The sequence below is a fragment of the Paraburkholderia sp. RL17-368-BIF-A genome (assembly GCF_046054045.1).
Taxonomy (GTDB): domain Bacteria; phylum Pseudomonadota; class Gammaproteobacteria; order Burkholderiales; family Burkholderiaceae; genus Paraburkholderia; species Paraburkholderia graminis.
Window position 1 is genome coordinate 714,444 of sequence record NZ_JARESN010000001.1, and the last position, 18,975, is coordinate 733,418.

Here is an 18,975-nt window from a genome sequence, read left to right on the forward strand (position 1 = left end):
GCTTTGGGCCGCCGCGTGATTTATTCGACGCCCGATACGTGATCGCCGACATTCGCCCCGAACACGCGCTGCCGCAGCAACGCAAGCTGGTCGCGCGTTTGAGCGGCTTTCTCGAATTCGAGGTTCTTCGCGTGCTCCATCATCTGCTTTTCGAGGCGCTTCAGTTCCTTGGCAAGCTGCTTCTCGGACATGTCCTCGAACTTGGCGCGCGTTTGCTGCTCTTTCAGCTCGGCGCGCGCGTCGTCGACGTTGTATACGCCGTCGATAATGTCGCGGATGCGCTTCACCACGCCGCGCGGCGTGATGCCGCGCTCGAGGTTGAAGGCGATCTGCTTCGCACGCCGCCGCTCGGTTTCGTCGATCGCGCGGCGCATTGAGTCCGTCACCTTGTCCGCGTACAGAATCGCCTTGCCGTTCACGTTACGCGCCGCCCGGCCGATCGTCTGGATCAGCGAGCGTTCGGCGCGCAGGAAACCTTCCTTGTCGGCGTCGAGAATCGCGACGAGCGACACTTCCGGAATGTCCAGACCTTCACGCAGCAGGTTGATACCGACGAGCACGTCGAACGTGCCGAGCCGCAAGTCGCGGATGATTTCGACGCGCTCGACCGTATCGATGTCGCTGTGCAGATAGCGCACCTTGACGCCGTGGTCGGCGAGAAACTCCGTCAATTGCTCGGCCATGCGCTTGGTCAGCACGGTGACGAGCACACGGTCGCCCGCCTTCACGCGCTCGTTGATTTCGGCGAGCACGTCGTCCACCTGGCTGCGCGCCGGGCGCACCTCGATTTCCGGGTCAACGAGTCCGGTGGGGCGCACGAGCTGCTCGGCCACCTGGCCCGCAGTCTTCTTTTCATAGTCCGCGGGCGTGGCCGACACGAACACGACCTGACGCATCTTGCGCTCGAACTCGTTGAACTTCAGCGGCCGGTTGTCGAGCGCGGACGGCAGACGGAAACCGTAGTCGACCAGATTTTCCTTGCGCGCGCGGTCGCCGTTGTACATGCCGTTCAACTGGCCGATCAGCACATGCGACTCGTCGAGCAGCATGATCGCGTCTGGCGGCAGGTAATCGACCAGCGTAGGCGGCGGCTCGCCGGGCGCCGCGCCGGAAAAGTGCCGCGAGTAATTCTCAATGCCTTTGCAGAAACCCAGCTCCTGCAGCATTTCCAGGTCGAAACGGGTGCGCTGTTCGAGCCGCTGCGCTTCGACAAGCTTGCCCTGGCTATAGAAGAACTCCAACCGCTCGCGCAACTCGGCCTTGATGGTTTCCACTGCACGCACAACCGTATCGCGCGGCGTCACGTAATGCGACGACGGATACACGGTGAAGCGCGGAATCTTCTGACGCACACGGCCGGTAAGCGGATCGAACAGTTGCAGCGTTTCCACTTCGTCGTCGAACAATTCCACGCGCACCGCCATTTCCGCATGCTCGGCCGGGAAAATGTCGATGGTGTCGCCGCGCACGCGGAACGAGCCGCGCTGGAAGTCGGCTTCGTTGCGGTTGTACTGCATCGCAATCAGCCGCGCGATGATGTCGCGCTGGCCGAGCTTGTCGCCGGTACGCAGCGTAAGAATCATCTGGTGGTATTCGGACGGATTACCGATACCGTAAATGGCCGACACGGTCGCGACGATCACCACGTCGCGCCGCTCCATCAGGCTCTTGGTGGCCGACAGCCGCATCTGCTCGATATGCTCGTTGATCGACGAATCTTTCTCGATGAACAGGTCGCGCTGCGGCACGTACGCTTCCGGCTGATAGTAGTCGTAGTACGAGACGAAGTACTCGACCGCGTTGCGCGGAAAGAACTCGCGGAACTCCGAGTAAAGCTGCGCGGCAAGCGTCTTGTTCGGCGCGAACACGATAGCCGGACGGCCGAGCCGCGCGATGGTATTGGCCATCGTGAAGGTCTTGCCCGAGCCGGTCACGCCGAGCAGCGTCTGGAACGAGAGACCGTCCTCGATGCCTTCGACGAGCGTCTCGATCGCCGTCGGCTGGTCGCCGGCGGGCGGATACGGCTGGTAAAGCTGAAACGGCGAGCCTTCGAAGCGGACGAATTTGGATTCGTCGAGCGTATCTTCGGCTTCGGTCAGGTGTTGTTCGGACATGGGGACGGCAGCGCCTTGGGCAAAAAACTATTCTAACGGGTTGCGGAAAGTCGGATCGGGCACGGACTGCACGGATCCGCGTAGGACGGCAGCGGCGCGAGAACAGTCCGTCTTGCATTTAGCGGCGCCCTGCCTGTTTTTCAAGCAAATGAGCCCGCCAACGGGCGCTATCGTCCGAAAAACGTTCGCAGATTCGTTACAATGCGAAGTTGCGCTCGCTTGCCTCTGTCCGCGTTTTGCGTCATCCGGCGTTTGCGTTTTGCATCAGACGCAGCCGGCACGGTCGCGCATGCTCGTAGCCGCCCTCTTTTCACTACTGCTGGCCACCCACCATGTCTCTGTTCTCCGCCGTCGAACTTGCTCCCCGCGACCCGATTCTGGGCCTGAACGAAGCCTTTAACGCCGACCCGCGCCCCACCAAGGTCAATCTCGGCGTTGGCGTGTATTTCAACGAAGAAGGCAAGATTCCGCTGCTGCGCGCCGTGCGCGACGCGGAAAAGGCGCGTGTCGAAGCTGCGCTGCCGCGCGGTTATCTGCCGATCGAAGGTATCGCCGCCTACGACGCAGCCGTGCAAAAGCTGCTGCTCGGCAACGATTCGCCGCTGATCGCCGCGGGCCGCGTTGTGACGGCGCAAGCGCTGGGCGGCACGGGCGCGCTGAAGATCGGCGCGGACTTCCTGAAGCGGCTGAATCCGAACGGCAAGGTCGCGATCAGCGATCCGAGCTGGGAAAACCACCGCGCGCTCTTCGAAGCCGCGGGCTTTGAAGTGGTGTCGTATCCGTACTACGACGCGCACACGCACGGCGTGAATTTCGACGGCATGCTGAGCGCGCTCAACAGCTATGCCGCGGGCACGGTCGTCGTGCTGCATGCGTGCTGCCACAACCCGACGGGCGTCGACCTGAGCGTCGACCAGTGGAAGCAGATCGTCGAAGTCGTCAAGGCGCGCAACCTGGTGCCGTTCCTCGACATCGCCTATCAGGGTTTCGGCGACAACATCGAAGCTGACGCTGCGGCCGTGCGCCTCTTCGCCGCGTCGGAATTGAACGTGTTCGTGTCGTCGTCGTTCTCGAAGTCGTTCTCGTTGTACGGCGAGCGTATCGGCGCACTGTCCATCATCACGGGCAGCAAGGAAGAAGCCACGCGCGTGCTGTCGCAACTCAAGCGCGTGATCCGCACGAACTACTCGAACCCGCCGACGCATGGCGGCTCGGTGGTCGCCGCGGTGCTCGCGTCGCCGGAATTGCGCGCCACGTGGGAAACGGAACTCGCTGAAATGCGCGACCGCATCCGCGCGATGCGCAACGGTCTGGTCGAGCGCCTGAAGGCGAGCGGCGTGGATCGCGACTTTAGCTTCGTCAATGCGCAGCGCGGTATGTTCTCGTACTCGGGTCTGACGGCGCCGCAAGTCGACCGTCTGCGCGAAGAGTTCGGCATTTATGCGGTGGGCACGGGCCGCATCTGCGTGGCCGCGTTGAACACGCGCAACCTCGACGTGGTGGCCAACGCCGTTGCGCATGTGTTGAAGTAAAGCTTTTTGCAAAGCGCGCTTAGGTGCGCTTTTATTGAAGCTGAATATGAAACGGCGCCCCATGAAGGGCGCCGTTTCTGTTTGCGGCTCAGAACTTGCCGACTCGCCTGTCAGCGCCCGTCGCGATGAATGTCGTGCGTGACGAAACCCGCGTCGTTATCCGGCATGGCAAGCCAGTCCGGTTGCGAAAGCGAATGACGGATGTCGTCCAGCCCGCTTTGCCAATGCTCGCGCATGGTCGACAAGCCGAACTGGAAGTCCTTGTAGTGCCCTTCGTACTCCTTCTGCCGGTAGATGAGATGGATCACGTTGTAGCGCTTCGAGCACGATAGATCTTCGGCGAGCTTGCACCAGGGGTCGTCGCGCTGGTCCGGCGACACACGGTCCAGCACCTCGCGCAGCACGTGCCGGAAACGTTGCGAGCGTTGCAGCATGTCGGTCACGAGACGAGTGCGGCTCGAATACTGGATGTCTTTCATGCGCCCCTGCACGTCGGTGATGCTGTCCGGCACCGGCCCGATTGCGCTCCACAGATCGACCTGAAACGCGAGCGTGTCGCGCCGCGGCGTGGTCTGCATCACCTCGTAGAGCGGCGTATTCGACATCAGCCCGCCGTCCCAGTAATACTGGCCGTCGATTTCCACCGCCGCGAAGCCAGGCGGCAACGCACCGGACGCCATGAAGTGCTCGGCCCTCAGCGTGGTGTGCGTATTGTCGAAATACGCGAAATTGCCCGTGCCGCAATTGACCGCGCCCACGGACACACGCATTTCCCGCGAGTTGATGCGGTCGAAATCGCACAGGCTTTCCAACGTGGCTTTCAGCGGCGCCGTGTCGTAATAGCTCGCCGCCTGAGGCGGTCCCGACACCGTTGGCAAGGGCGGCGGAAAGCGCGGCACAAAGAAGCCCTTTTGCCCCTCGACGAGTGCGCCGAGCGCCTGCGTCGCTGTGAACGCTTTGCGCACGGCGTCGCTCGAGTTGAAGAACGCGTGCTCGATAAACGCCGGCAGCGGCAAACCGAACGCCGGTTGACAGATGGTCTCCCAGAATTGCAGCAGCCGTTCCACCCGCTTTTCCGGCGGATTGCCCGCGATAATCGCGGTATTCAACGCGCCGATGGAAATGCCCGCCAGCCAGTTCGGCTCGATGCCGGCTTCGTGAAGCCCCTGAAAGACGCCGGCCTGATACGCGCCCAATGCACCGCCGCCCTGCAGCGTGAGCGCGATGGTTTCGTAGTCCGGCACTTGAATGCGCGAGCCCGGAGCCGTGGCGGACGCCGCGCCGGCGCCCGCACCTCCCTCATTGCCCGGCACGCCCAGGCGCGCCTGCTTGAGATTGCGTTGCGCCATGACGCCTCCTTATTGCATGTACCAGCCGTGGCTCACAATGAAGGACTGACCCGTCAGTGCCGCCGTGGGGAAAGTCGAGAGGAACAGCACGGTTTGCGCGACGTCTTCGACGGTGGTGAAAATACCGTCGACGGTGCCGCCGAGCATCACGCGCTTGACGACTTCTTCTTCACTGATGTTCAGTTCCTTCGCCTGCTCGGGAATCTGCTTGTCGACAAGCGGCGTGCGCACGAAGCCGGGACACACGACATGCGAACGCACGTTGTGTTTCGCGCCTTCCTTGGCGAGCACGCGCGCGAGCCCGAGCAGCGCATGCTTGGCCGTCACGTAAGCGGACTTGAGCGGCGACGCCTCGTGCGAGTGCACCGAACCCATGTAGATCACGATGCCGCCGCGATCGTCCTTGTACATGTGCTTGAGCGCTGCCTTCGTGGTCAGGAAGGCGCCGTCCACGTGAATCGCCTGCATCTTTTTCCAGTCGGAGAACGAGTAGTTCTCGATCGGATTGACGATCTGAATGCCGGCATTGGAAATGAGAATGTCGACGGAACCCAGCTCGGCCGCCACTTTGTCGATGCCCTGGTTGACGGCGTCTTCGTTGGTGACGTCCATGGCGATGCCGATCGCCTTGCCGCCGCCCTTCCTGATTTCTTCAGCGACGGCGTTCGCACCGTCCTGATTCAGGTCGGCGATCGCGACAGCCGCGCCCGCTGCCGAAAGGGTCAACGCAATCTGCTTGCCGATGCCGCTCGCGGCCCCGGTAACCACCGCGACCTTGCCATTCAGATTTGTGTTCAGTGACGACATCCAGAACCTCCATGCAGTTGATGAGCAATGAGACCACGAGCCGCGCGCAGCGTGAAGTCAGCCGAACGGCATAGGCGCCGATTACGCGCGCATAGGCGCGCATAGGCCTTCTCCTATGCCGTTCGGCCGAATGTTGCACTGCGGCCAATCCTGCTATTGTGCATGAACCGTATGGAATCGATCGGTAAAAAGCACGCCCAGGCTTATGTATTTAAACTAGGCGTTCCGCCAGGATTCCGGTCGCTTCACTATCGAGGAGAATTGCATGAATTATCGGCGTTTAGGTCGCTCGGGCCTGCAAGTCAGCGAACTGTCCATCGGCTCGTGGGTCACGTACGGCAATCAGGTCGATCATCGCGCGGCGCGCGAATCGCTCGCGGCCGCGCGCGACGCGGGCGTCAACTTCTTCGACAACGCCGAGGTCTATGCCGGCGGCAAATCCGAAGAGATCATGGGTCAGGCGCTCAAGGAACTGGCATGGCCGCGCGTGAGCTATGTGGTGTCGACCAAGTTCTTCTGGGGACTGCAGGAAGCGCCCAATCAGTACCACACGCTGAACCGCAAGTATCTGCTCAACGCAATCGATTCATCACTCGCGCGTTTGCAGCTCGACTATGTCGATCTGGTGTTCTGCCATCGTCCGGACCCGAACACGCCGGTCGAAGAAACGGTATGGGCAATGAGCGACATGATCACGCGCGGCAAGGCGTTGTACTGGGGCACGTCCGAGTGGAGCGCGGACGAGATCCGCGCTGCTTACGAGATTGCGGAGCGGCATCATCTGCATAAGCCGGTCATGGAGCAGCCGCAATACAACCTGTTTCATCGCAAGCGCGTGGAGCAGGAATACAAGCGTCTTTACGAAGATATCGGCCTTGGGCTGACCACGTGGAGTCCGCTCGCGTCCGGCCTTCTGACCGGCAAGTATCGCAACGGCGTGCCTGCGGAAAGCCGCGCGCAATTGCAGGGTTACGACTGGCTGCGCAAACAGGTCACCGATGAAGGCAAGAACAATGTGGTCGGCAAGCTCGGCGAAGTGGCCGACGAACTCGGCTGCACGGTCGGCCAGCTTGCAATTGCGTGGGTTCTGAAGAATCCGCATGTCAGCACTGTGATTACCGGCGCATCGCGCGTCGAGCAGATCGGCGAGAACATGAAGTCCGCCGAGGTCGCCGAGCGGATCACGCCGGAGATCAAGGAGCGGATCGAAGGCATTATCGGCGACGCGTACGACTGACAGCGCTGCGGGAACCGCGCCGGTTGCGCGGCCACGGCAAAAGCGTGGCCGGCGCACGGTGCATCGGCTGGTGTGAAGCGCACACTAGGCAAATCACCGTGCGGCGCGGTGCCCGGCGTCGCGTACAATACGCGACCGCGCTGCACTCCGGCGCTCGTTGCCGCCGTGCCGCCGTATTGCATCCGCATTGCATCCGATTGCATCCGCATCGCCGGTTCCAGCCTGGAACGGCACGCCTCTTTCAGCGTCTCCTCATATGCTCAGCTACCGCCACGCCTTTCACGCAGGCAATCACGCCGACGTCCTCAAACACGCGGTCGTGTTGCAGCTATTGCGCTATCTTGGCCAGAAGGACAAAGCCTACTGGTATATCGACACGCATGCAGGCGCGGGCGTCTATTCGCTGAAGGAAGGCTACGCCGTCAAGACGGGCGAGTTTCAGACAGGTATCGCAAAGCTGTGGGAACGTAACGATCTGCCGCCGCTCTTCGCCGATTATGTCGATGAAGTCGCCGCACTCAATTCCGACGGCCAACTGCGCTTCTATCCGGGTTCGCCGTACATCGCGTGGCGGCAACTGCGCGAGCAGGACCGCATGCGTCTGTTCGAGCTGCACAGCACCGAAATCGACGTGTTGCGCCACAATTTCCGCGATGCGGGCCGTCGCGCAATGCTATACGCAGGCGACGGTTTCGACGGCATTCTCGCGCTGCTCCCGCCAGCGCCGCGTCGCGCGCTGGTGCTGCTCGATCCGTCATATGAAGACAAGCGCGATTACACGCGCACGCTTCGTTGCGTCGAAGAGAGTCTGAAGCGCTTTCCGACCGGCACGTACGCGGTCTGGTATCCGCAGGTGAGGCGCCCGGAATCGCAGCGCTTTCCGGAGCAGCTAAAAAAACTGCAGGACCGCAACTGGCTGCATGTGAGCCTGACTGTCAGCAATCCGCCGGAAGACGGTTTTGGTCTGTTCGGCAGCGGCATGTTCATCCTCAATCCGCCGTACACGCTGCACAAAATGCTGAAGGATCAGATGCCTTGGCTGGTGAGCGCGCTCGGCGAGGACAAGGCCGCGCAGTTCAAGGTGGAATATCGCGGCGATTGAATTCCGCGTGGGCGCGCGGCCCGCAGTTGACGGCGCGCTCCGGCCGCGCCGTCAATTGAATTGCGCGCTCACTTGAGTTGCGCCCCCGCCTTGCGTGCGAAGTCGTTCGTAAACGTCGCGTTCAGATCGATCTTCTTCGGATCGAGCCGGTTATCAAACGACGCCAGCGCGCGCAACGAAGTCGCCGGGCCGTCTGGGGGCATCAGGCCATCGGGCGAATAGGCGTCGCGCACGTTGTGAAAAGCCTCCACATATAGCGCGGAATCGTTGAGCAGATAAGCCGGCGGCACCATCTTCAGCAGATCGGCATCGCTCGCGTTCTGCAACCAGTGATCCGCGCGCACGATCGCGTTCGCGAGCGCCTGCGTCGTCTTCGGATACTTCTGGATGAAACTCTCGGGTGCATAAAGCGTGGCTGCGGGCATCGTGCCGCCGAACACCTCCTGCGTGCCCTTAACCGTGCGAGTGTCCACCAGCACCTTGATTGCACCGCTGCGCGTGAGCTTCGTCATCATCGGATCGACGTTGGAAAGCGCGTCGATCTGCCCGTTGCCGACCGCCGCCAGCACGGTCGCGCCGCTGCCCACGCCGATCGCCGCGATGTCGCTGCGCTGCACGCCGGCCTTGCGCAATGCGACGGTGAGCACCAGATCGGTCGACGATCCCGGCGCGCTCACGCCGACCTTGGCGCCTTTGAAGTCCGCGAGCGTTTTTATCTTGTCGGCTTTCGACGTCAAGACCGCGACCACGATCTGCGGCGCGCGGCCCATCAGTGCGAAAGCCCGGTAGCGTTGGCCTTTGGCCTGCATGAAAAGCGTGTGCTCGAAGGCACCCGCGCCGATATCCGCACTGCCGCCCACCACGGCTTCGAGCGCTTTCGATCCACCCGCGAAATCTTCAAGCGTGACGTCGAGACCTTCGTCCTTGAAATAGCCCAGTTGCTGCGCCGTCAACACCGGCAAATAATAAAGACCGGGCAACCCGCCGACGGCCATCGTCAAGGCCGGCTTTTCGGGCGTGTCTTTCGCGAACGCTACGCCGTCCAGTGCCGCGATGGCAAAAAGCGTAGCGCACAGGCCGGCGGCACGCCGCATCCAGTGAGAAGGCATTTGTCGTCTCCTTTTTTCTATTTCGTTCGATGCGGTCGTTGGGCCGGCTACCGTTGGCCGGACTTGGGCGAGAGAGACCGCCTGAAGATTGTCGTCGTCCGACTGCAGGCGCGCCATGCGCCCAAACCCGAATGGCCGCGCCCGGCGCGCTGTGACGACTGGACGTGTCGGCGTACTGCGCGACCGATAGGCTGCGGGCCGGGACAGCGCAGTTGTGTTATTGCCGATGCGGCGGCGGACCCGGCTGGATCTGCGGCTGCGGCACGGCGCCGCCGACGGGCAACTGGATATACGGCGCGACGATGATCGGCACCGATGAGTTCGGCGCGAGCTCCGTGGGCGTTGCGATCGGGCGCGCTTCGACGATGGGCTCCCGCGAAAGCGGCGCGGTTTGCAGGACCGTGCCGCTTTGCCCGTCGCTGATCCCGCTTTGCGTGTCGAGAATCACCGGCTTGCGGCTATTACTCGACGCGGCAAATACGCTAGATGCGGCACTGACCGTAGCCAACGAGATTGCAACGACAGCGAGGACAGGTTTAAGCGAGCGGATTGGAGACATGGGCGGACCGGTTCGAGTCGGCAAGGCCGGATTGCGCGGACGACGCCCTACCTTACCGCGACACGCGCCAGCAGGCTAGTCGATATTCGCCATCCTCGTGTTTGGGCGTCCGGTTCGCGATCACAAAGGCCCAGATGTGACAAAGCCCCGCAAAGACGGGGCTTGACACTGAACTACCACTTCTACCGCTTACTGCGACTGCGCTGGCAGTGCGACCTGCACGCTGGCGCCGTCAAATGAAACTTTACAGCGAGTAGCCGTTGGTTTCGAGCGAGCGGATACGCTGTTCGAGCTGAACGATATCCGACGACGACGCCAGATACGCTTCGCGGCGATCGCGTTCGGCAGTTTCAAACCAGGTGCTCAGCTTTTCGAGGATGTATGCAAACATGATGTTCTCCAAGGATCAAATGAATCCCCGGTGGATTGGGCATCAGGGATTTCCCGTAGACGGGTTAACCCGAATTATAGGCTGATGGTGCAACCGCGCCAGTGAAATGCTCGCATGATGTGCATTCCATTTTGGAATACCGCACACCTTTGGTGCAATAAGATCTTTGATTTCTTTGGCTTCTGAGCGCCGCGGGTTTTGTTAGCGGGCAGGTCGCCGTCCTTTTTGCACAACTCCGGTGCGCGACCTACGGGTTGCACCCGCGTCAGCACTCTCAATGCTGCGCCTTCACCGACGGTAGCCCGTGGCAATCCGCGCGCTTGTCTTCACAAAGCAAGTCCGCATCGGCGAGCCGCTCGATAATCGGACAGTCCGGGCGGTCGTCGCCATGACAATGGTTCGCGAGATGCGCCAAGGTGTCGCGCATCTCGGTGAGCTCGGCGATGCGCCGATCCAGGTCGGCCACGTGATCCAGCGCGATCGCCTTGACTTCGGCGCTCGCGCGCGTGCGGTCGTGCCACAGCGCCAGCAGCCGCCGAATGTCTTCCACGAGGAAACCGAGCCGACGCGCCTGACGAATAAAACGCAACGAATGGACCTCCTGCGGCCCGTAAACCCGATAGCCGGCGCTCGTGCGTGCTTTTGCCGCCAGCAGGCCGACGCTCTCGTAGTAACGAATCATCTTCGCCGTGACGCCCGACGCGCGGGCCGCTTCGCCAATATTCATCACCGTTTCTCCACTGATCGGCTCGATCGTACACGTTCCCATGATGGGAAGGTCAGCCACTTAAATTCGGTCCGGCAGGCATAATTCAACTGTCGCAACGTTATTTCGCGAGGCAATCCGATGAAAACCGAATTCCAGGTGGAAGGTATGAGCTGCCAGCACTGCGTGGCTGCAGTCACGAACGCTATCCGCGAGCACGACGACGGCGCGCAAGTTCAGGTGGATCTGGCGGCGGGCCGCGTGGCGGTTGAATCGACGCAATCTGTGGAGGCGTTGAAGGCCGCCATCGACGAGGCCGGGTACACAGTCAAAGGCGCGGTCAAAGGCGAGGTGAAAGGCGTATCGCCCGACGCGGCGAGTGGCGCGGCCGGCGGCGCCGCGAGCTAGGCGGACGCGCTCATGTTCAAGGTCGCCGTGATTGGAGCGTCGGGTCTGCTCGGCCGCGCTATTGTCGACGAGTTGGCGAGGCAGCCGGCCTGGCAAGTCGTCGGCACCGCGTTCAGCCGCCCTGCGCCGGACACTGTCCCGCTCGATGTCCGCGACTCGCGGGCAATCGAGCAGTTTGTCGAACGCGAAGCGCCGGATGCGCTCGTGATTGCCGCCGCCGAGCGTCGGCCGGACGTGTGCGAGCGTCAGCCGGAACTGGCCCGCGCGCTCAATGTCGACGCGGTGCGCGCGATCGCGGCCGCGGCGCAGCGGCGCGGCGCCTGGACGCTGTCGATTTCCACCGATTATGTTTTCGACGGCACTCATCCGCCCTATCGGCCGGATTCCGCGCCCGCGCCGCTCAACGCGTATGGGCGCAGCAAGCTCGAAGGCGAGCACGCGTTAACCGCGACGACCGACTTCGGCTGTGTGCTGCGCTTGCCGCTGCTGTATGGGCCGATTGTCGATTGGGCGGAGTCCGCCGTGACGAGCCTCGTGCCCGCGATTGCCGCGTCGGCTTCGGCGCACGGCCAGCCGGCCCGCATGGACGCGTGGGCGATTCGCTATCCGACCTTCACGCCGGACGTCGCGTTCGTGATCCGGCAGATGCTCGAGCGTCATGCCGGGGGCAACGCGATTCGCGGCATCGTCCATTGGTCGGGCGACGAACCGATGACCAAGTACGAGATCGCGGCGCGCCTTGCAGAAGCGCTGAAACTCGACGCGCGCCTGACGCCGCAGCACACGCCGACCGATGCGACGCCTCGCCCGCATAACTGCCATCTTGCGTCGGAGCGGCTCGAGGAGCTTGGCATTGGCCGGCGCACACCGTTCGACACGGCGATACGCGAGGTGCTCGCCGCCTTTCCGTGGCGCGGCGATACGGCTGTTTGACGAGCGAAGCGGCGAGCTATGGCGAGCGCGGGTCAAGCGCACATTCAACCGCGCATCAGTGAAAATCGCGGCTCGCGGTGGCCAGGTCGCCGAGCCACTCGCTTAAGTCTTCCAGACGATGAGCGACCAGGTGCACCACCTCGCCTTTGTGTTTCTTTCTCGTCTTGCCCGCCTGACTCGCAGGCGCGGTCTGCTCGCCCTGATTGCCCGGGTTGCCCTGATTGCCGCCAGTGGCGACGCCGTCGTCGCGCTGCAAGACACCATAGACCGCGAGCAGCGAAGAGCCCAGCAGCGCCTTGCGCTGCTTTTCCACCAGCGACGGCCAGACGATCACATTGATCGAACCGGTTTCGTCTTCGATTGAAACGAAGATGGTGCCGTTCGCCGTGCCCGGCCGCTGCCGCACGGTGACGATGCCGCATGCCCGCGCGAGCGTGCCGTGCTGACACGCAGCGAGATCCGCCGCCGTGCGAAAACGCTGCTTCGCGAGACGCGCGCGCAACAGCGCAAGCGGATGACGATTGAGCGTGAGGCCGAGGCTCGCATAATCGTCGACGATCTCCCGGGCCTCGTCGGCCTGCGGCAACGCGAGCGGCGCTTCGGCGATCGGCGCATCGCGCAGCAGCTTGGGGACAATGTGCTGGGCGGTCACGGCCCACCATGCTTCCCGCCGATGACCCGCGATACTCGTCAGCGCGTTCGCCGCCGCGAGCGCTTCGAGATCGCGCCGCGTCAGCGCCGCGCGTCGCGCGAGATCGTCGACGTTCGTAAAGGGCGCATCGCGGCGCGCGGCCATGATGCGCTCGGCAGCCGCCTGCGCGAGTCCCTTGATCAGATGCAGACCGATACGCACGGCGGGACCGCGCGCGCCATAAGTGCCGGGCGCTTGAAACACGCGCGCGGTCAGCCGCTTCGCCGCGCGCCGGATCGTCCGGTTCACTCTCAGGCGGCGCAGCGAAAGATCGCGCAACTGCTGCGCGGACAAGACGGCCTGCTGACGATGCAAACAGGTTTCGCCCGGCGCGATCCGCTCGCCTTCGCGATCGCGCTTCTCGAAGGTCGATTCCCAGTCGCTCAGCGTCACATCGGGCGGCAATACCTTGACGCCGTGGCGCCTCGCATCCTGCACGAGTTGCGACGGCGAATAAAAACCCAACGGCTGGCTATTGAGCAGTCCGGCCAGAAAAGCCGCCGGCTCGTAGCGCTTTAACCACGCGCTCAGATAGACGAGCAGCGCGAAACTCGCCGCATGGCTCTCCGGGAAACCATACTCGCCGAAACCTTCGATCTGCTGGCAGATACGGTCGATAAATTCCGGCTCGTAGCCGCGCGCCGACATGCGGTCGCTCAGATCCTTCTGATACTTCGCGAGGTTGCCGGTGCGCCGCCAGGCCGCCATTGCGCGTCGCAACTGGTCGGCCTGCTCGCCGGTGTACTTTGCGGCGACCATCGCCAGATGCATGACCTGCTCCTGGAAAATCGGCACGCCGAGTGTGCGTTCGAGCACGGGCCGCAGCTCGTCCTTCGCGTAGTCGATCGGTTCGAGGCCCTGCTTGCGGCGCAAATACGGATGCACCATGCCGCCCTGAATCGGCCCTGGCCGCACGATCGCGACTTCGATCACGAGGTCGTAATACTTGTTCGGCTTCAGGCGCGGCAGCATGCTTTGCTGCGCGCGCGATTCGATCTGGAACACGCCGACCGTATCGGCATGGCCGCACATTTCGTAGACGGCGCGGTCTTCGCGCGGAATGTCCTGCACGCGGAACTGCGGAAAGCCGCGTCTTAGCGCGACGAACTCCAGCGCGCGCCGAATGGCCGACAACATGCCCAGTGCCAGCACGTCGACTTTCAGCAGCTTGAGCGCGTCGATATCGTCTTTATCCCATTCGATCACGCTGCGGTCTTTCATCGTCGCGTTTTCGATCGGCACGAGCCGCGAGAGCTTGTCCTTCGCAATCACAAAGCCGCCGACGTGTTGCGACAGATGCCGCGGAAACAGGCGCAATTCCTTCGTGAGGCGAATCAGATTTCTGGTGATGTGAGAGTTGGCGTCGAAACCCGCTTCCGCGAGATAGCCGGCCACTGCTTCGGAACCGTCCCACCATTGTTGCGATTTGCTGATTCGCTCGATCAACGATGCCTCGAGACCCAGCGCCTTGCCGACGTCCTTCAATGCGCTGCGCACATGGTAGGTAATCAGCGACGCGGTCAGCGCCGCGCGATGACGCCCGTACTTCGCATAGATGTACTGGATCACCTCCTCGCGGCGCTGATGCTCGAAGTCGACGTCGATATCGGGCGGCTCGTTGCGCGCGCGCGAGATGAAGCGCTCGATCAGCATGTTCATATGCACGGGGTCGATCTCCGTCACATGCAGGCAATAGCAGACGGTCGAATTCGCCGCCGAACCGCGGCCCTGGCAAAGAATGTTTCTGGAGCGCGCGAAGCTCACGATGTCGTGCACCGTCAGAAAGTACTTTTCGTATTTCAGATCGGCGATCAGGCTCAGTTCCTTTTCGATCTGATCGATGCGCTTCAGGTCCAGGCCGTTCGGCCAGCGCTCCGCCGCACCCGCCATGACGAGCTTGCGCAGATAGCTCGACGGCGACTCTCCCGCAGGCACCAGTTCTTCGGGATACTCGTACTTGAGTTCGTCGAGCGAGAAGCGGCACAGCGCGGCGATATTGAGCGTTTCCTCGAGCGTATCGCGCGGATAGAGTTTGCTCAGACGCACCCGCGTGCGCATGTGCCGTTCGGCATTGGCTTCGAGCGCGTGGCCGCATGCCGACAGCGGCGTGTTCAGGCCAATGGCGGTCATCGTGTCCTGCAAGGGCTTGCGCGATCGCGTGTGCATCAGAACGCCGCCCGCCGCGACGAGCGGTAGGCCGCTCGCTTGCGAAATCATCCGCAAGGCGTCGATCTGAAGATCGTCGCTGCCGGTTTGCCAAAGTTCGAGTGCGATCCACGCGCGGTTTGCGGCGAACGAGGCAAGCCAATGCGCGCAATGCAGCGTGTGCGACAGCGTAGCCGTGCGCTGCGGCACGAGCAGCAGCACACAGTCAGGCAGAGCCCGCAGATGCTCGAGATGCGGCAACGAATCGGTGAAATCCGACGGGCTTAGCCGGTAGCTGCCCTTCTCCGCGCGCGAGCGGCCGAGCGTGATCAATTCGGAAAGATTGCCGTAACCGTTGCGGTTCGCTGCAAGCGCAACCAGAGTGCAGAAAGGCTCGCCGGCTGCGTCCGTCAGATTCAGTTCGCTGCCGATGATCAGTTGAGGCAGAGGTTTCAACACCTCGTTTTCCAGGGCCTCCTGTCGTATCGCTTCGTCAAGCACTTCTTTCGGGAGCGGACCGGCTTCCGGCGGCCGGGCCGCTTTCAGCTTGTCCTCGATTTCCTTGCGCAGACGGTTCTGCTCTTCCCCGATTTCCTTTAACGCCGAATGAGCGCGCACGACGCCCGCGAGCGAGCACTCGTCGGTAATGGCGAGCGCGCTATAGCCGTGCAGCATCGCGCGTTCAACGAGTTCATGCGGATGCGAGGCGCCACGCAGGAACGAGAAATTGGTCAGGCAATGCAGCTCCGCATACGCCGGCAAATTCGAGGCGGGCGGCTGCGGAGGAAGAAGCGCGGACGCGGATACCGTCATGATGCTCAACCGAATAAACCCTGCAAATACCAATCGCCGCTGATACGTTCGCGGTACACCCAGAACATATGGCCGCGATCGTCGGCGGCGACGTAGTAATCGCGCTCCACGCGATCGCCGTCCCACCAGCCCGCTTCGATCCGCTCGGTACGCGTGAGCATTTTCAGCGGCCGGCGATAGATCGGCCGCTGATCACGCATCATCAGGCGTAGGGGTTTATCGAGCATCCAGATAGGGCGAGGTTGAGAAGGTAAGGCGCTGTCGGGGAGGTTTAGTGAGGCTTGGGGTGGTTGCTGAGGTGGTTGCTGTGATGCTTGCTGAGGAGTGAAGGCAGTGGCGGTTTTTGCGTTCGTCGCTGCGGATGGGCGTGGGGTGGTCTGCTTTTTCGCTTCCGCTTCCGCGTCCGTTTCCGCCGCGCTCGAGGGTGATGCGCCTTCAGCCGCGGCGTTTCGCAACTCATCGGTTAGCCAGGTTTTATCCGCTTTGATTCTGGGCCGCGCTTTCGCCTGCGAGCGCTTCTTGCGCGCAAAATCCTGAGCCTGGTACGCCTCGACGCGCATCGCGTGTTCGGGGCGATGATCGTCCTGCACCGACATTTGCAGCACGTTCTCCGGTCCCAACCGGGCGCTCAGGCGTTCGAGCAGACGCGCGATCGACTCACCGTCCGATTCGGGCATGGGAAACAAAGTGTCGGACCGGCCGGCGTATTCGGCGATCTGATCCGCGACCAGCTTCAATTCGATGACGGGCGCCGCGAGAACCGTCTGATTCAGTTTCTCGCGCAACAGCCAGATCAAATGCTCTGCATCACGCGACGGTATGGCCCACGCGACCTTCAAGCTCGATGTCTTCGGCGAATGGCGGGACGCCAATTCATGCTCGAGCAGCAACGTATAACCGCTCAGCGCCGCATGGTGCGCGCTCAGCCAACCGGCCAACTGCACGATCAGCCGACGCGCGGCGAACAGGAGCGCATCGGCGTTATCGACGCGCGACGGCAATTCGAGCTGCGCATGAAACGACGCGGGCGCGCGAAACGATTCGCGCGGATCGGGGCGCGTGCCATACGCCTGCGCCAGCAGGTCCAGAATGCCGCCGCCAAACCGCCGGACCACGCCCGCTCTGGGCAATTGACGCAAATCGGCGAGGGTCGTGCATCCGACATGCACGAACGCGTCGCGATGCGTTTGCGCAACCGGCAGCAGCGACACGGGCAAACGGTCGAGCACACGCGTGAGCGAAGTCTCCTTTACCACATGCCAGCGGCGCCCCTGCCGGTTGGCGCGTGCCTGCGCCAATAACCAGGCGCCCCACGCCGTGGGTGCACACGCGATACGCGCGGTATAACCGAATTCCGCGACCGTGGACGACACCCGCGACAACAAGGCTCGCAAGCCACCGAACAACCTCAAGCCAGAGCCGACTTCCAGCAGCAAGGTATGCGTGTCGGCCAGCGAGACCTTCGGCGTGTACGTCAACAGGGCAAGCGCGATTGCTTCGAATGCCTGAGTTTCGCGGGTGGCGTCGGCGGTGAGCAGTTTGAGCCCCGGCGCCAAAGCCAGCGCGTAGGAACGCGAATGGCCGGGTTGCACACCGGCGCGCAAGGCATCGACGTCCGGCAGCAGAATATGTGCGTGGTCAGCGAGCGCATAGCAGTGCGCGTCGGCGATGTTTCCGGCATCGCACGGCGGGTTTGCGTCGCGGCTCGGCTCACACCGATTCTGCTTCGCGGACGAACCATCCGGAAGCGATGTCAGCGGCTTTACCGCTTCCAGCGACAAGAGAGGCAATGCGACGGCGATCCACAACATGTTGAGTCTCTAATCCTTGATGGCTGCTTGCTCCGTTCGCGGGTAACAAAACGCCTTGCAGCGGCAGAACGAGACGAAGCGGCTCGGCAAGCGGCGGCCCGCGGCGCTTGAAGATGTCAATCGACAGGCCAATCTCCTGCAACCACTGACGACGGTTGATCGTCTCGGCATTAGCCGGCAAAAGCGGCTCGCAGATCATGCGTAATGGCGCTGGCGACGATTGCGCAGCGGCCTCTACAGGGCGCATCAAAAATGCCAGCGAAGCCGATTCTTGAGCCGCGACCTGCAAGCGCCTGACTTTATCGGCGCGCGCATTCGACAACCACACCAGAACCGCGCCGATGCCGTCCTGCTTCAATGCCTGAGTGGCGGCCCAAAGAGCCTTGTCTTCGTTCGAGCGCACCCATAGCACGCGCTCGACATCGATGCCCCACGCCTTCAATGCCGCCGCGCTCGGCTGAAAAGGAGGTGCCACAAGCATCACATGCCGCCCCGCCTGCTTCGTGAGATGACCAAGCGCGTAGGCCAGCAAGCGCATTTCGCCCGCGCCCCAATGCTCGACCAGCAGTTCCGTCACACCACCGGCGGGCCAGCCTCGTCCGGGCAATACGCGATCCAGCGCGGTGTGGCCACTCGGGACCACACGCGAATCCACCTCGGCAAGCTCGTTGCCCTGCCACATTTGACGCCGCAATTGCGACGACAGCGGAGTTGTCACAAGCTGAATCGCTGCTGCCATAGACCACTCGTTCCATTGAAAATGCTCCGCCCTGCCCGATCTCGATCGAGTAGGGACGACGAGTCATCACTGTATATTTATACAGTATTTTGATGGTGATGTTAAGGCGGGGAAGCGGTACGAAGGTCCCGGTGGAATAAGGAAAAGCGGCTTGGGAATGGATACGATTGGTCTGGGGGAATGGGGCTTTAGCGCTTGGAGGATGCCGATAGGACAGAGTGCAAGAAGGAGTTGCGCCGCGCCGCACGTGGCGTTCACCGCGCACCAACACGCCGTATCCAGTCGCGATGACGGTGAGGACCGGCGCGCTGACCTGGCAGTTCGATCCGCTGATGGACGATCAGGAACTGGACTCGCGGCAGTCCACCGGCGCGGTGTACTGGGAAGGCGCGGCGCGGGTGAGCCGCTATGGCGCGGAGCTCGGGCGGGCGTATCTGGAGCTGACCGGCTATGCGGGCGCTCTGCGCATGGGCGGGCCGTGACGGCGCTCCGTATTTTGCCGCCCTTTGTTCCGCCGTTTATTCCGCGC

Annotated in this window: 15 protein-coding genes and 1 pseudogene; 6 read left to right on the top strand and 10 right to left on the bottom strand. The window is 62.6% G+C overall.

Annotated elements, in window-relative coordinates:
- Positions 1–20: 20 nt before the first annotated feature.
- On the bottom strand, positions 21–2,114 hold the full coding sequence (gene uvrB / locus P0D87_RS02990) for an excinuclease ABC subunit UvrB (protein ID WP_029972115.1): 2,094 nt from the start codon (positions 2,112–2,114) through the stop codon (positions 21–23).
- A 332-nt stretch (positions 2,115–2,446) separates the two neighbouring features.
- Here uvrB and P0D87_RS02995 point away from each other — a divergent pair, with 332 nt between their 5' ends.
- Positions 2,447–3,646 (top strand): amino acid aminotransferase, encoded by a 1,200-nt coding sequence (locus P0D87_RS02995; RefSeq protein ID WP_053857837.1) that lies wholly within the window; start codon positions 2,447–2,449, stop codon positions 3,644–3,646.
- Positions 3,647–3,756: 110 nt separating this feature from the next.
- On the opposite strand, the gene P0D87_RS03000 is transcribed toward P0D87_RS02995, so the two are convergent.
- Complete coding sequence (locus tag P0D87_RS03000; RefSeq protein ID WP_029972113.1) at positions 3,757–4,995, bottom strand: DUF3734 domain-containing protein; 1,239 nt, start codon at positions 4,993–4,995, stop codon at positions 3,757–3,759.
- 9 nt (positions 4,996–5,004) lie between these two features.
- Positions 5,005–5,802 carry a 3-hydroxybutyrate dehydrogenase gene (locus tag P0D87_RS03005; protein ID WP_006053105.1) on the bottom strand — a complete coding sequence of 266 codons (798 nt, stop codon included), beginning with the start codon at positions 5,800–5,802 and terminating at the stop codon, positions 5,005–5,007.
- 265 nt (positions 5,803–6,067) lie between these two features.
- Here P0D87_RS03005 and P0D87_RS03010 point away from each other — a divergent pair, with 265 nt between their 5' ends.
- Together P0D87_RS03010 and P0D87_RS03015 are read left to right on the top strand one after the other, a co-directional pair.
- Positions 6,068–7,039, top strand: coding sequence for a potassium channel beta subunit family protein (locus P0D87_RS03010; protein ID WP_006053106.1), 972 nt, complete (start codon positions 6,068–6,070; stop codon positions 7,037–7,039).
- 256 nt (positions 7,040–7,295) lie between these two features.
- Positions 7,296–8,141 carry a 23S rRNA (adenine(2030)-N(6))-methyltransferase RlmJ gene (locus P0D87_RS03015; RefSeq protein WP_006053107.1) on the top strand — a complete coding sequence of 282 codons (846 nt, stop codon included), beginning with the start codon at positions 7,296–7,298 and terminating at the stop codon, positions 8,139–8,141.
- Positions 8,142–8,209: 68 nt separating this feature from the next.
- Here the strand turns inward: P0D87_RS03015 and P0D87_RS03020 are convergent, their stop codons facing one another.
- The 4 genes from P0D87_RS03020 to cueR form a co-directional block, all read right to left on the bottom strand.
- The gene (locus tag P0D87_RS03020; RefSeq protein ID WP_053857836.1) at positions 8,210–9,250 is read right to left on the bottom strand and encodes an ABC transporter substrate-binding protein; all 1,041 of its coding nucleotides are present in this window, start codon (positions 9,248–9,250) and stop codon (positions 8,210–8,212) included.
- Between the two features lie 217 nt (positions 9,251–9,467).
- Positions 9,468–9,809, bottom strand: coding sequence for a hypothetical protein (locus P0D87_RS03025; protein ID WP_006053110.1), 342 nt, complete (start codon positions 9,807–9,809; stop codon positions 9,468–9,470).
- Between the two features lie 244 nt (positions 9,810–10,053).
- On the bottom strand, positions 10,054–10,200 hold the full coding sequence (locus tag P0D87_RS03030) for a DUF3563 family protein (RefSeq protein WP_006053111.1): 147 nt from the start codon (positions 10,198–10,200) through the stop codon (positions 10,054–10,056).
- 274 nt (positions 10,201–10,474) lie between these two features.
- The gene (gene cueR / locus P0D87_RS03035) at positions 10,475–10,927 is read right to left on the bottom strand and encodes a Cu(I)-responsive transcriptional regulator (RefSeq protein WP_006053112.1); all 453 of its coding nucleotides are present in this window, start codon (positions 10,925–10,927) and stop codon (positions 10,475–10,477) included.
- A gap of 120 nt (positions 10,928–11,047) precedes the next feature.
- Between cueR and P0D87_RS03040 the strand changes: the two genes are divergently transcribed.
- Together P0D87_RS03040 and P0D87_RS03045 are read left to right on the top strand one after the other, a co-directional pair.
- Positions 11,048–11,314, top strand: coding sequence for a heavy-metal-associated domain-containing protein (locus tag P0D87_RS03040; RefSeq protein WP_053857835.1), 267 nt, complete (start codon positions 11,048–11,050; stop codon positions 11,312–11,314).
- A 12-nt stretch (positions 11,315–11,326) separates the two neighbouring features.
- Positions 11,327–12,247, top strand: a complete 921-nt coding sequence (locus P0D87_RS03045; RefSeq protein WP_053857834.1) for a dTDP-4-dehydrorhamnose reductase family protein — start codon at positions 11,327–11,329, stop codon at positions 12,245–12,247.
- 55 nt (positions 12,248–12,302) lie between these two features.
- Here P0D87_RS03045 and P0D87_RS03050 read toward each other — a convergent pair whose 3' ends face one another.
- Genes P0D87_RS03050 through imuA form a run of 3 tightly spaced genes read right to left on the bottom strand, consistent with a single transcriptional unit; the run spans position 12,303 to position 18,446 of the window.
- The gene (locus tag P0D87_RS03050; RefSeq protein ID WP_171799818.1) at positions 12,303–15,896 is read right to left on the bottom strand and encodes an error-prone DNA polymerase; all 3,594 of its coding nucleotides are present in this window, start codon (positions 15,894–15,896) and stop codon (positions 12,303–12,305) included.
- Positions 15,897–15,901: 5 nt separating this feature from the next.
- Positions 15,902–17,707 (bottom strand): Y-family DNA polymerase, encoded by a 1,806-nt coding sequence (locus tag P0D87_RS03055; protein ID WP_053857832.1) that lies wholly within the window; start codon positions 17,705–17,707, stop codon positions 15,902–15,904.
- The gene (gene imuA / locus P0D87_RS03060) at positions 17,607–18,446 is read right to left on the bottom strand and encodes a translesion DNA synthesis-associated protein ImuA (protein ID WP_053857831.1); all 840 of its coding nucleotides are present in this window, start codon (positions 18,444–18,446) and stop codon (positions 17,607–17,609) included. Before imuA ends, P0D87_RS03055 begins: the two co-directional genes overlap by 101 nt.
- A gap of 236 nt (positions 18,447–18,682) precedes the next feature.
- Between imuA and P0D87_RS03065 the strand changes: the two are divergent.
- Positions 18,683–18,928, top strand: a pseudogene (locus P0D87_RS03065) (lipocalin family protein); the annotation flags it as partial.
- Positions 18,929–18,975: the final 47 nt, after the last annotated feature.

Bases quoted from the DNA above. Each gene is read 5' to 3' on its own strand.
- P0D87_RS03020 (WP_053857836.1), bottom strand. From the start codon at position 9,250: ATGCCTTCTCACTGGATGCGGCGTGCCGCCGGCCTGTGCGCTACGCTT.
- P0D87_RS03050 (WP_171799818.1), bottom strand. From the start codon at position 15,896: ATGACGGTATCCGCGTCCGCGCTTCTTCCTCCGCAGCCGCCCGCCTCG.
- P0D87_RS03055 (WP_053857832.1), bottom strand. From the start codon at position 17,707: ATGTTGTGGATCGCCGTCGCATTGCCTCTCTTGTCGCTGGAAGCGGTA.
- P0D87_RS03000 (WP_029972113.1), bottom strand. From the start codon at position 4,995: ATGGCGCAACGCAATCTCAAGCAGGCGCGCCTGGGCGTGCCGGGCAAT.
- imuA (WP_053857831.1), bottom strand. From the start codon at position 18,446: ATGGCAGCAGCGATTCAGCTTGTGACAACTCCGCTGTCGTCGCAATTG.
- P0D87_RS02995 (WP_053857837.1), top strand. From the start codon at position 2,447: ATGTCTCTGTTCTCCGCCGTCGAACTTGCTCCCCGCGACCCGATTCTG.
- P0D87_RS03005 (WP_006053105.1), bottom strand. From the start codon at position 5,802: ATGTCGTCACTGAACACAAATCTGAATGGCAAGGTCGCGGTGGTTACC.
- P0D87_RS03010 (WP_006053106.1), top strand. From the start codon at position 6,068: ATGAATTATCGGCGTTTAGGTCGCTCGGGCCTGCAAGTCAGCGAACTG.
- P0D87_RS03045 (WP_053857834.1), top strand. From the start codon at position 11,327: ATGTTCAAGGTCGCCGTGATTGGAGCGTCGGGTCTGCTCGGCCGCGCT.
- P0D87_RS03025 (WP_006053110.1), bottom strand. From the start codon at position 9,809: ATGTCTCCAATCCGCTCGCTTAAACCTGTCCTCGCTGTCGTTGCAATC.
- uvrB (WP_029972115.1), bottom strand. From the start codon at position 2,114: ATGTCCGAACAACACCTGACCGAAGCCGAAGATACGCTCGACGAATCC.
- P0D87_RS03030 (WP_006053111.1), bottom strand. From the start codon at position 10,200: ATGTTTGCATACATCCTCGAAAAGCTGAGCACCTGGTTTGAAACTGCC.
- P0D87_RS03040 (WP_053857835.1), top strand. From the start codon at position 11,048: ATGAAAACCGAATTCCAGGTGGAAGGTATGAGCTGCCAGCACTGCGTG.
- P0D87_RS03015 (WP_006053107.1), top strand. From the start codon at position 7,296: ATGCTCAGCTACCGCCACGCCTTTCACGCAGGCAATCACGCCGACGTC.
- cueR (WP_006053112.1), bottom strand. From the start codon at position 10,927: ATGAATATTGGCGAAGCGGCCCGCGCGTCGGGCGTCACGGCGAAGATG.